Here is a 12,130-nt window from a genome sequence, read left to right as displayed (position 1 = left end):
ATTTTCTGCTGTGGTCCGACTTGCTTCGCGACGTTACCCGAGGCGGGGTCGGACTCCGAGTACCGCCGTACCGACGCGTACATGTGTCGCTCCGGCCGCCACCGCGTCCTCCAGGTCCCCGCTCATACCTGCGGAGACCATGTTCGCAGTCGGATGACCGGCGCGCAGGCGCGATGAGATTTCCATCAGCCGGTCGAACGCGGCCCGTTGGCGGCCGGCGTACTCCCCGGCCAGCGGCGCCACGGTCATCAGGCCGTCGAGCCGGAGTCCCGGCGCGGCGCCGATCGCGGCCGCCAACTCCTCGACGCCGTCCGGAGCGACGCCGCCGCGCTCACCGCGCTCACCGCTCTCCGCGTCCAGGGCGACCTGGATGAGGCAGCCGAGTTCACGCTCCCCGCGCACCGCGGCGGCGGAGAGCGCGGTGACGAGCTTGGCGCGGTCCACCGACTGCACCACATCGGCATAACTGGTCACAGAACGAACCTTGTTCGTCTGCAATTGTCCGACAAAGTGCCATGTCAGCGAAAGATCCGCACAAGCGGTGGCTTTGGGAGCCGCGTCCTGGTCACGATTCTCCGCGACATGACGCACACCGAGTTCATGCAGAATCCGCACATCGCCGGCGGGATACGTCTTGGTGACCACGATCAGGGTCACTTCCTCGCGCCGGCGACCGGCCGCGGCGCAGGCGGAGACGATCCTCTCCTCCACCTGTGCGAGATTCGCCGCGAGTTGAGCCTTACGGTCCGTCATGCCCTATCAGTCCAACCAGACATATCCGGCGAACCGCCCGGTGGTGCGGTCGCGGCGGTACGAGAAGTAGTCGCCCGATTCCCGAGTGCAGTGGGGTGAGGAGTGCCGGTCCGCCACACCGAGTGCGGCGAGCTGGGCGTGCACTCCGCCGGTGACGTCGACCGCCGGAGTCCCCCACGCGGTCTCGGACCAGGTGCCGGGGACGGCCTCGGCGACCTCCGCCCGCATCTCCTCCGGCACTTCGTAGCACCGTCCGCAGACGGCCGGCCCGGTGTGCGCGGTGATCCGGGAAGGCTGTGCTCCCAGCGCGGTCATGGCCTCGACGGTCGCCGGCACGATTCCGGCGACCAGCCCGGGCCGCCCGGCGTGCGCCGCTCCGACGACTCCGGCCACCGGGTCGGCGAGGAGAACGGGGGTGCAGTCGGCGGTGAGGACCGCGAGCGGCAGTCCGCGCCGGGCGGTCACCACCGCGTCCACGGCCGGAATCTCCGCGTCCGCGCCCCAGGGCCCGTCCACCACCGCGACGTCCCGGCCGTGCACCTGGTTCATCCAGACCACGGACGCCGGGTCGAGGCCGAGGCGGCCGGCCGCACGCGCCCGGTTCGCGCCGACGGCGGCGGGGTCGTCACCGACCGCGCCGCCGAGGTTGAGTTCCCCGAACGGAGCGGCGCTCACTCCGCCCCACCGGTCGGTGAAGGCGAAATGAGCGCTGCCCGTGACGGGTGCCGCCTGGTGTTGACCTATCACTTCAAGAAGTCCGGAACGTCCAGTTCTTCGGCCTGGGCGTCCTGGTAGGGACGGGCCGGCGGGACGTGCGGGGCGGAGACCGGCGGGAGCGCGCTCTCGTTCGAAGCCGGCACGGGGGCGGGCTCGGCCGGGGCCGGGCTCTCCTCGCGCGGAGGCACCGAACCGAGTCCGCCCGTCGGGCGGGAGGGCTCGACGGAGGACCTGGCCGGGGCGGCCGGCTCCTCGCGCTTGGCGCTGTTCGCGCCGAGGACGTTCTCCCGGCGGGCCGGCGGCTGTCCGCCGTCGAAGCCCGCGGCGATCACGGTGACCCGTACCTCGTCGCCCAGGGCGTCGTCGATGACGGCGCCGAAGATGATGTTGGCCTCGGGGTGCGCCGCCTCGCTCACCAGCTGGGCGGCCTCGTTGATCTCGAAGAGGCCGAGGTCGCTGCCGCCGGAGATGGAGAGCAAGACACCGCGGGCGCCGTCGATGGAGGCTTCCAGGAGGGGCGAGGAGATCGCCATCTCCGCCGCCGCCACCGCGCGGTCGTCGCCGCGCGCCGAGCCGATGCCCATGAGCGCCGATCCGGCCTCGGACATGACCGACTTGACGTCGGCGAAGTCGAGGTTGATCAGCCCCGGGGTGGTGATGAGGTCGGTGATGCCCTGGACACCCGAGAGCAGCACCTGGTCGGCCGACTTGAAGGCGTCGAGCACGCTGACCTGGCGGTCCGAGATCGACAGCAGGCGGTCGTTGGGGATGACGATGAGGGTGTCGACCTCTTCGCGGAGTTCGGCGATGCCGTCCTCCGCCTGGTTCGCGCGTCGCCGGCCCTCGAAGGTGAACGGGCGGGTGACCACGCCGATCGTCAGGGCGCCGAGCGAGCGCGCGATGTTGGCGACGACGGGTGCGCCGCCGGTGCCGGTGCCGCCGCCCTCTCCGGCGGTGACGAAGACCATGTCGGCCCCCTTGAGGACCTCCTCGATCTCCTCACGGTGGTCCTCTGCCGCCTTGCGACCGACGGCCGGGTTCGCCCCGGCGCCGAGGCCGCGGGTCAGTTCACGGCCGACGTCGAGCTTGACGTCGGCGTCGCTCATCAACAGGGCTTGTGCGTCCGTGTTGATCGCGATGAACTCGACGCCTTTGAGACCGACCTCGATCATTCGGTTGATGGCATTGACACCACCGCCGCCGACACCGATGACCTTGATGACTGCGAGGTAGTTCTGCGGTGCTGCCACGTCGAAGGCCTCTCGCCTCGAGTTACGTGTCGTCGCTCTGCGGTGGACCCGCGGCGACGACTGATGTCGATGGGGACGGTCCGAACGCCGACCCAAACCCTAACGTTGAAGTTTAGGGTTACCAGTGTGTCTGCTTCCTGGACTCTTCCGAACAGGACACTAAGTCGACAAGTGGCGCACGTTCAACGAACACGCCGAACCTCCCGTTTTTCTTTTCACCCTATGTGATCACCCGTAGCGCTGACCAACCAGGGTGCTGGCCAGCACAAATACCCGTCAACTCGCCGATACCGCCGGGGCGGTGGGAGCACTTACGTCGAACTGTTCCGCTTTGGGGGCGGCTTTCATGAGCGCGGTGAGGACGCGGGCCTTCACCGGACCATCCTCACCGCTCCCCCAGGTCACCACACGATCCCGGGTGAGCCGCAAGGAGATGGCGTCGTACGAGGTGACCCGGACTGCCTCGGTGTCCTCGGCGACGCCCGCCGGAAGGTCGCCGGCCACCCGGACCGCTTCCCGCAGCAGTCGGTCATCGCCGAAGCGGCGGAGGCTCGCGGACGGGTCGGGCGCCAGCTCCAGCAGGGGTACGCCCTTCGGCGGCTCGTCCACGGTGGCGAAGCGCACGCCACCGGCGTCCACTTCCACGAACGCACCGCCCTTCTCGACCAGCAGGACCGGCTTCCGTTCCGTCACCTTAAGGCCGATGGCACCCGGCCAGGACCGAACGACATCGACCGAGTCGATACGAGGCAGCTTCTGGCGCAACCGGCGCTCCATCGCGTCGGTGTCCACGGAGACCAGCGGGGCGCCGATCGGTACCGCGGCAACCGCTTCCACTTCCTCGCGGCTCAGGACCTCGACGCCGGTCGTGCCGACCTTCTCGACGCGGAGCCAGGAGGAGCCGTAGAGCACCCAGATCACGAACGCGGCGAGCAGAGCGGCCGCCACGGCGATGAGGATCAGCAGGACGCGACGGCTGATCCGGGGCCCCTCGGCGCCGGGGTGCGGCGGGCGGGCGGCGGTGTCCGCCCGCCCGGGTGCGCCGCGCTGGGCGGTCGTCGGTCCGGCCACGCTCGCTCCTTCGCCGGACCCGGGGCGCCCGCCCCGGGTCCGCACCGCATCGCGCCGGGCGCCTAGCGGCGCGCGGCAATCGCTTCGTACACCATGCCGACGAGCAGGTCGTCGGCGTCGCGCCGGCCGAACTCGGCCGCGGCGCGGGACATTTCGTACAGCCGGTGGGGGTCCGACAGTACCGGCAGGACGTTGCCCTGCACCCACTCCGGGGTGAGAGCCGCGTCGTCCACCAGCAGGCCGCCGCCGGCGTTGACCACCGGCTGGGCGTTGAGCCGCTGTTCGCCGTTGCCGATGGGCAGCGGGACATAGGCGGCGGGGAGCCCGACGGCGGAGAGTTCGGCGACGGTCATCGCGCCCGCGCGGCAGAGCATCATGTCGGCCGCCGCGTAGGCGAGGTCCATCCGGTCCACGTACGGTACCGGGATGTAGGGCGGCATCCCGGGCATGTTGTCGATCCGCGGCAATTCGTTCTTCGGGCCGACCACATGGAGGATCTGGATCCCGGAGCGCTGGAGCAGCGGCGCGACCCGCTGGACCACCTCGTTGAGGTGGCGCGCGCCCTGCGAGCCGCCGGAGACCAGCAGCGTGGGCAGGTTGGGGTCGAGGCCGAAGGAGGCGCGGGCCTCCGGGCGGACCCGGGCGCGGTCCAGGGTGGCGATGGTGCGGCGCAGCGGGATGCCGATGTAGCGGGCGCCGCGCAGCTTGCTGTCCGGGGTGGAGACGGCGACCCCGTGGGCGTACCGCGAGCCGATCTTGTTGGCCAGGCCCGGGCGGGCGTTGGCCTCGTGGACCACGATGGGCACACCGGCCCGCTTGGCGGCCAGGTAGCCGGGCAGCGCGACGTAGCCGCCGAAGCCGACCACGCAGTCCGCCTCGGTGCGCTCCAGGATCTGCTCGGCGGCCTTGATGGTGCCGCGCAGCCGGCCCGGGACGGTGATCAGTTCGGGGGTGGGCTTGCGGGGCAGCGGGACGGCAGGGATGAGCGCCAGCTCGTACCCCCGCTCGGGCACGAGTCTGGTCTCCAGTCCGCGTTCCGTGCCGAGGGCAGTGATTCCCACGGTCGGGTCCTGCCTGCGCAGGGCGTCTGCGAGGGCAAGCGCGGGCTCGATGTGTCCGGCGGTCCCCCCGCCGGCGAGTACGACATGCACCGAAATTCACCGCTCTCCGGACGGACGCTTCTTGACGCGCCGTCTCATCGTCTTCCATCTCACCCCGGGCTTCCGCATGGCCAGGGCCGCCTTGGCGGCGGGGTCCTCCCGCGCGAAGGCGATCATCAGCCCGACCGCGAACATCGTCGGCAGCAGGGCCGATCCCCCGTACGAGAACAGCGGGAGCGGAACCCCGGCGATCGGCAACAGGCCGAGCACCGCACCGATGTTGATCACGGCCTGCGCCGTGATCCACGTGGTCACGCCTCCCGCGGCATACCTCACGAAGGGGTCCTCCGTGCGTCCGGCCACGCGGATACCCGCATAGCCTAGAGCCGCGAAGAGGGCGAGCACGGACAGCGTCCCCGCCAGACCCAGTTCCTCACCGGTGATCGCGAAGATGAAGTCGGTGTGGGGTTCCGGGAGTTGGCCCCATTTTTCCACACTCGCACCCAGTCCGGAACCGAACCATCCGCCGGACGCCAGAGCGTAGATTCCGTGCGCGGCCTGCCAGCAGCCGCCCTCCGGATCGGGTTCGCTCACGCCCATGCAGGCGAGCCGGGACATCCGGTTGGGGCTGGTCCTGATCAGGAGGAACGCGATGGCGGCGGCGGAGCCGAGGGCCCCGGCGAACAGCCGGGTGGGGGCGCCGGCCAGCCAGAGCAGACCGAACAGGATCGCCGTGAGGATGATCGCGGTTCCCATGTCGCCGCCGAGCATGATCAGCCCGAGCAGCATGAAGGCGACCGGGACCAGCGGTACGAGCATGTGCTTCCACTGCGTCAGCAACCGCTTGTCCTGCTTGCGGGCCAGCAGGTCCGCCCCCCACAGGACGAGGGCCAGCTTGCCGAACTCGCTGGGCTGGAGCTGGAACGGGCCGCCCAGGTAGATCCAGTTCTGGTTGCCGTTGACCGACTTCCCTATCCCCGGCACCTGGACCAGGACCATCAGGAAGACGGTGACCGTCAGTATCGGGTAGGCCAGCGCCCGGTGGAGCTTCACGGGCATCCGGGCGGCGATCAGCATCAGAGCGCCCCCGATGACGGCGGCGAGGAACTGCTTGCCGAAGAAGTACGTCGAGGGCTTGCTGATGTCCAGCGCCTTGATCATCGAGGCGGAGTAGACCATCACCAGGCCCAGCACGGTGATCAGGAGGCTGGAGCCGAGGATCACGTAGTAGGCCGTCAGGGGCCGGTCCCAGGCCCGCCGTGCCCGCTCGTAGGCCCGGCGCGGTCCGCCGCCGCGCTCCGGGCGCGGGGCGCGGGGGCCCGAGCCGCCGCGCCCGGAACCGCGAGGCGCCTCGGGGCGCCGGGCGCCGGTGGCGAGGCGTCCGCGCAGGGCGAGCCCGGCCGGCAGCGGTGCTCCGAGGGGTGCGGGCGCCGCGGCGAGGGGGCGGGGGGCAAAGGCCCGTGCGCGGTCCCGCCGTACGGCGAATCTCTCGTCGGCCGGCATTGTCGCTGTCCCCTCCACTGCTCGTGCCCGGGGCCCGTGACCCCGGGCGCGGAGGCCCGGTCGGTCAGGCGCTCTCGACGGCGCGTGCGCGGACCGCGTCCGCGAACGCCTCGCCCCGCTTGTTGTAGTCGGTGAACATGTCCATCGAGGCACAGGCCGGGGCCAGCAGTACCGTATCGCCCGGCCGGGCGAGCGCGGCCGCCCGCGCGACCGCTTCGGACATCGCCCCAGTGTCGGTCCGGTCGAGGTCGACCACCGGGACTTCGGGGGCGTGTCGCGTCAGGGCTTCGCGGATCAGCGCCCGGTCGGCGCCCATCAGCACCACCCCGCGCAGCCGCTTCGCCGCGCCGGTGACCAGCTCGTCGAAGGCCGCGCCCTTGGCCAGTCCGCCCGCGATCCAGACGATGGAGTCGTAGGCGGCGAGGGAAGCCTCGGTGGCGTGGGTGTTGGTGGCCTTGGAGTCGTCCACGTAGGCGACTTCGCCGATGTCCGCGACGTGCTCGATGCGGTGGGCGTCCGGCCGGAAGGCGCGCAGGCCCTCGCGGACGGCGGCCGGCTCCACGCCGTAGGCGCGGGCGAGGGCGGCGGCGGCGAGGGCGTTGGCGATGTTGTGCGGGGCCGGCGGGCTGACGTCGGTGACCTCGGCCAGCTCCTGGGCCTGCTTCTGGCGGTTGGCGACGAACGCCCGGTCGACGAGGATGCCGTCGACCACGCCGAGCTGGGAGGGGCCGGGGGCGCCGAGGGTGAAGCCGATGGCCCGGCAGCCCTCCTCGACGTCGGCCTCGCGGACCAGGTCCTCGGTGGCCGGGTCGGCCGCGTTGTAGACGCAGGCGACCGTGTTGCCCTCGTAGACGCGGCCCTTGTCGGCGGTGTACGCCTCCATCGAGCCGTGCCAGTCGAGATGGTCCGGCGCCAGGTTGAGGACGGCGGCGGAGTGGGCGCGCAGGGAGGGCGCCCAGTGCAGCTGGTAGCTGGAGAGTTCGACCGCGAGGACGTCGTACTCGGTGTCCCCGAGCACCGCGTCCAGCAGCGATACGCCGATGTTGCCGACGGCCGCGGTGCGCAGGCCCGCGGCTTCGAGGATCGAGGCCAGCATCCGTACGGTCGTGGTCTTGCCGTTGGTGCCGGTGACCGCGAGCCAGGGGGCGGGCTCGCGGCCGCCCGTGCCGCGCAGTCGCCAGGCCAGTTCGACGTCGCCCCAGACCGGGACGCCCGCCTCGGCGGCAGCCAGGAAGAGCGGCTTGTCCGGCTGCCAGCCGGGGGCGGTGACGACGAGTTCCGTGGACGGCGGCAGGGTGGCGCCGTCGCCGAGGCGCACCGTGATGCCGTCCGCCTCCAGTTCGGCCGCCTGTGCGCGGGCGCGGGCGTCGTCGCCGTCGTTGACGACGGTGACGTGCGCGCCGCGCTCGTGCAGGGCGCGGGCCGCGGGGATGCCGCTGACGCCGAGCCCGGCGACGGTGACGTGCTTGCCCTGCCAGTCCACGGTGCTCACTTCTTGGCTGCCCATCCCGCGTAGAAGAGGCCGAGGCCGACGATCACGCACATGCCCTGGATGATCCAGAAGCGGACCACGACAAGGACTTCGGACCACCCCTTGAGTTCGAAGTGGTGCTGGAGCGGGGCCATCCGGAAGACCCGCTTCCCGGTCATCTTGAACGAACCGACCTGGATGACCACGGACATGGTGATCATCACGAAGAGGCCGCCGAGGATGGCGAGGAGGAACTCGGTGCGGGAGAGGATCGCGAGGCCCGCGAGCGCGCCGCCGAGGGCGAGCGAGCCGGTGTCGCCCATGAAGATCTTGGCGGGCGAGGTGTTCCACCACAGGAAGCCGAAGCACGCGCCCATCAGCGCGGCGGCGACGACGGCGAGGTCGAGCGGGTCGCGTACCTCGAAACAGGCGCTCGGGTTGGTCAGCTTGTCCGCGTTGGCGCAGGACTCCTGGAACTGCCAGAGGCCGATGAAGGTGTAGGCGCCGAAGACCATGACGGAGGCGCCGGTGGCCAGTCCGTCGAGGCCGTCGGTGAGGTTCACGCCGTTGGACATGGCGAGGATCATGAACAGCGCCCAGACGCAGAAGAGCACCGGGCCGATCGACCAGCCGAAGTCCTCCACGAAGGAGAGCCGGTCGGAGGCCGGGGTGTTGCCCGCGGAGTTGGGGAACTGGAGCGAGAGCACCGCGAAGGCGATGCCGACGATCAGCTGGCCGGCCATCTTCGCCTTGGCCCGCAGACCGAGCGACCGCTGCTTGACGATCTTGATGTAGTCGTCGAGGAAGCCGACGAGCCCCATCCCGGCCATGAGGAACAGCACGAGGACGCCGGAGTAGCGGATGTCCTCACCCGTGAGGACCTTCGCGAGGAGGTACGCGATGATCGTCGCCAGGATGAAGGCGATGCCGCCCATCGTGGGCGTGCCCTTCTTGCTGCCGTGCGTGCGCGGGCCGTCGTCCCGGATGAACTGCCCGTATCCCTTGCGGGCCAGCAGCTTGATCAGCAGCGGAGTACCGACCAGGGTCAGAAAGAGCCCGATGGCCCCCGCGAAGAGGATCTGCCTCATCGGCCGGCGACCTCGCCCTCGGTCGAGTTCTCCAGCAGTGCCTGGGCGACCTTCTCCAGGCCGACCGACCGGGACGCCTTCACCAGCACGACGTCTCCCGGGCGCAGTTCACTGCGCAACAGGTCGACGGCCGCCTGTGCGTCGGACACGTGCACCGACTCCTCACCCCACGAACCCTCGTTATATGCGCCCAGTTGCAGCCAGGAGGCTTCTCTCCCCCCGACAGCGACGAGCTTGCTGACGTTGAGCCGGACGGCGAGCCGTCCGACCGCGTCGTGCTCGGCGAGCGACGCGTCACCGAGCTCGGCCATCTGACCGAGCACCGCCCAGGTGCGCGCCCCGTCGCCCTGTCGGGCCCTACCCATGGCAGCCAGCGCACGCAGTGCGGCTCTCATGGATTCGGGGTTCGCGTTGTAGGCGTCGTTGACGACCGTCACACCGTCCGGACGCTCGGTGACCTCCATGCGCCAGCGGGAGAGGGTGCCCGCCTCCGAGAGCGCCTCGGCGATCTCGGTCACGGACATGCCCAACTCATGGGCGACGGCGGCCGCGGCGAGCGCGTTCGACACGTGGTGCTCACCGTACAGGCGCATGGTCACGTCGCTGCACCCGGTGGGTGTGTGGAGCTCGAAGGCGGGCCGTCCGTCGGCGGTCATCCTGACCTTCTCGCCCCGTACGTCCGCTTCCGGGGCTTCTCCGAAGAGCAGGACCCGGGCCCGGGTGCGCGAGGCCATGGCGCGGACGAGCGGGTCGTCCGCGTTGAGCACGGCGCAGCCGTCCTCGGGTAGGACCTCGACCAGCTCGCCCTTGGCCTGGGCGATGGCCTCCCGGCTGCCGAACTCACCGAGGTGGGCGGAGCCGACGTTGAGGACCAGGCCGATGCGGGGCGGCGTGAGGTCGGCCAGGTAGTGGATGTGGCCGATGCCTCGGGCGCCCATCTCCAGGACCAGGTGCTCGGTCTCGGCGGTGGCGGTCAGCGCCGTGACCGGCAGGCCGATCTCGTTGTTGAGGGAGCCGGGCGTCCAGACGGTCGGGCCCTTGCGCTGGAGGAGCTGCGCGATCAGGTCCTTGGTGGACGTCTTGCCCGCTGATCCGGTGAGTCCGACGACGGTGGTGCCGAGGCGTTCCACGACGGCGCGGGCGAGGGCTCCGAGCGCTCCGACGACGTCGTCCACGACGATCGCCGGAACGCCGACGGGACGGGCCGCCAGGACGGCCGTGGCGCCCGCCTCGACGGCGCGCCGGGCGTAGTCGTGGCCGTCGACCCGTTCGCCGGCGAACGCGGCGAACAGGCTGCCGGGCACGACCTCGCGGGAGTCGATGACGACGGGGCCGGTCACGGTGAGAGCCGGATCCGGTATGTCGTACGACTGCCCGCCGACGATTTCGGCGATCTCGGAGAGGGAAAGGGTGATCACTTGGTCATCCCTGACTGTTGTTCTCGTGGTGAGGGGCACGGTCCGCGGCGCCGGGGTGCGACAGGGACCGCTCGATGGCTGCGTGCAGGACCTTGCGGTCGTCGAAGGGGCGTACCACTCCGTGGATGTCCTGGCCCTGTTCGTGCCCCTTGCCCGCGACGAGGACGGTGTCGCCCGCCTCCGCGCGGGCCACGGCGGCGGCGATGGCCGAGGCGCGGTCGGCGTCGACCAACACGTCGCCGCGCTCGTGGACGGGGACTTCGGCGGCGCCGGAGAGCATCGCGGCGAGGATCGCGAGGGGGTCCTCCGAGCGGGGGTTGTCGGAGGTCAGTACGGCGGTGTCGGCGAGCCGGGCCGCCGCGGCGCCCATCGCGCCGCGCTTGGTGGTGTCGCGGTCGCCGCCGCAGCCGAGGACGATGTGCACCCGTCCCTCGGTGACCTTGCGCAGCGAGCGCAGTACGGACTCGACGGCGTCGGTCTTGTGCGCGTAGTCGACGACGGCGAGGTAGGGCTGTCCCGCGTCCACCCGCTCCAGCCGGCCGGGGACCCCGGGGACGGCCGCGATGCCGTCTGCCGCGGTCTGCGGGTCGACGCCCGCGACGGCCAGCGTGACGATCGCGGCGAGGGTGTTGGCGACGTTGAACGGGCCGGGCAGGGGGGCGCGGGCGGTGATCCGCTCGCCCTGGGGGCCGACGGCGGTGAAGGTGCTGTCCTGCGGCCCCACCTCGACGTCCTCGGCGTGCCAGTCGGCGTCCGGATGGCCCTCGGCGGAGAAGCTGGTGACCGGCACCCCGGACTCGGTCAGCAGCCTGCGGCCGTACTCGTCGTCGAAGTTCACGACGCCGCGGTGGCTGCGTTCGGGGGTGAACAGCTGGGCCTTGGCCTGGAAGTAGTCCTCCATGCCGGAGTGGAACTCCATGTGCTCCGGGCTGAGGTTGTTGAAGACGGCGACGTCGAAGACGCAGCCGTCGACCCGGCCGAGCACCAGGGCGTGGCTGGACACCTCCATGGCGACGGCCTCGACGCCGCGTTCGCGCATGACGGCGAACAGGGCCTGGAGGTCGGTGGCCTCGGGCGTGGTGCGCTCGGACTTGATGCGCTCGTCGCCGATGCGCATCTCGACGGTGCCGATCAGCCCGGTGGGGCGTCCGGCGGCGCGCAGTCCGCCCTCGACGAGGTACGCGGTGGTGGTCTTGCCGGAGGTTCCGGTGATGCCGATCTGGAGGAGGCCGATGCCGGGCCGCCCGTAGATGTCGGCGGCCAGCTCACCCATCACGGCGCGCGGGTCCTCGGTGACCAGGACCGGCAGGCCGGTGGCGGCGGCGCGTTCGGCGCCGGAGGGGTCGGTGAGGACGGCGGCGGCGCCCAGGCCCGCGGCCTGGGCCGCGAAGTCGGCGCCGTGGAAGCGGGCGCCGGGCAGGGCCGCGTACACGTCACCCGGGCGCACGGCCCGCGAGTCGTGCGTGATGCCGGTGACCTCACCGGCCCCGGCCGTTTCGACGCCGAGCCGGCCGGCCAGCTCGCCGAGGGGGGTGGGCCGGAGCCGGTCCGGTCGGGGCGCTCCCGGGTAGGTCACAGGCGCGTCCTTCTGAGAGGTTTGGGACTGATCAGCGTGGGGCACGGCGGTGAGCGTACCGGGCCGGTGCGGCGTCTCGCGAAGCGAGGGACCCCGGTTGCGGCGGTTCTCGCTCCGGTTCCCGGGATCGGGGGTGATGGTTGTCACTGAGGGTTCCCTTGGAGGAGATGCTCGCGCATCCCC

Annotated in this window: 10 protein-coding genes; all 10 read right to left on the bottom strand. The window is 71.3% G+C overall.

The window, feature by feature from the left end; translation table 11 throughout:
- Window positions 1-33: 33 nt before the first annotated feature.
- On the bottom strand, window positions 34-753 hold the full coding sequence (locus ACIQMU_RS13810; RefSeq protein WP_402688909.1) for a YggS family pyridoxal phosphate-dependent enzyme: 720 nt from the start codon (window positions 751-753) through the stop codon (window positions 34-36).
- Between the two features lie 6 nt (window positions 754-759).
- Window positions 760-1,500 carry a peptidoglycan editing factor PgeF gene (pgeF, locus tag ACIQMU_RS13805; RefSeq protein ID WP_402688908.1) on the bottom strand — a complete coding sequence of 247 codons (741 nt, stop codon included), beginning with the start codon at window positions 1,498-1,500 and terminating at the stop codon, window positions 760-762.
- On the bottom strand, window positions 1,497-2,720 hold the full coding sequence (ftsZ, locus tag ACIQMU_RS13800) for a cell division protein FtsZ (protein WP_352241067.1): 1,224 nt from the start codon (window positions 2,718-2,720) through the stop codon (window positions 1,497-1,499). The genes pgeF and ftsZ overlap by 4 nt, the downstream gene beginning before the upstream one ends.
- Before the next feature lie 276 nt (window positions 2,721-2,996).
- Window positions 2,997-3,791: a cell division protein FtsQ/DivIB gene (locus tag ACIQMU_RS13795; protein ID WP_402688907.1), complete on the bottom strand. Its 795-nt coding sequence runs from the start codon at window positions 3,789-3,791 to the stop codon at window positions 2,997-2,999.
- A 62-nt stretch (window positions 3,792-3,853) separates the two neighbouring features.
- The gene (gene murG, locus ACIQMU_RS13790) at window positions 3,854-4,942 is read right to left on the bottom strand and encodes an undecaprenyldiphospho-muramoylpentapeptide beta-N-acetylglucosaminyltransferase (RefSeq protein WP_352241065.1); all 1,089 of its coding nucleotides are present in this window, start codon (window positions 4,940-4,942) and stop codon (window positions 3,854-3,856) included.
- A gap of 6 nt (window positions 4,943-4,948) precedes the next feature.
- A complete protein-coding gene (gene ftsW, locus ACIQMU_RS13785) occupies window positions 4,949-6,394 on the bottom strand; it encodes a putative lipid II flippase FtsW (protein ID WP_352241064.1) in 1,446 nt (481 codons plus the stop codon).
- Between the two features lie 64 nt (window positions 6,395-6,458).
- Window positions 6,459-7,901, bottom strand: coding sequence for a UDP-N-acetylmuramoyl-L-alanine--D-glutamate ligase (gene murD / locus ACIQMU_RS13780; protein WP_402688906.1), 1,443 nt, complete (start codon window positions 7,899-7,901; stop codon window positions 6,459-6,461).
- A complete protein-coding gene (mraY, locus tag ACIQMU_RS13775) occupies window positions 7,883-8,953 on the bottom strand; it encodes a phospho-N-acetylmuramoyl-pentapeptide-transferase (protein ID WP_352241062.1) in 1,071 nt (356 codons plus the stop codon). The genes murD and mraY overlap by 19 nt, the downstream gene beginning before the upstream one ends.
- Window positions 8,950-10,371 (bottom strand): UDP-N-acetylmuramoyl-tripeptide--D-alanyl-D-alanine ligase, encoded by a 1,422-nt coding sequence (gene murF, locus ACIQMU_RS13770; RefSeq protein ID WP_352241061.1) that lies wholly within the window; start codon window positions 10,369-10,371, stop codon window positions 8,950-8,952. Before murF ends, mraY begins: the two co-directional genes overlap by 4 nt.
- Window positions 10,372-10,375: 4 nt before the next feature.
- Complete coding sequence (locus ACIQMU_RS13765; protein WP_402688905.1) at window positions 10,376-12,094, bottom strand: UDP-N-acetylmuramoyl-L-alanyl-D-glutamate--2,6-diaminopimelate ligase; 1,719 nt, start codon at window positions 12,092-12,094, stop codon at window positions 10,376-10,378.
- Between the last annotated feature and the right edge of the window lie 36 nt (window positions 12,095-12,130).

This window comes from Streptomyces sp. NPDC091649 (assembly GCF_044756785.1).
Lineage (GTDB): Bacteria > Actinomycetota > Actinomycetes > Streptomycetales > Streptomycetaceae > Streptomyces.
Note: the sequence above shows the minus strand (reverse complement) of the source record. Positions and strands in the feature narration are given on the sequence as shown.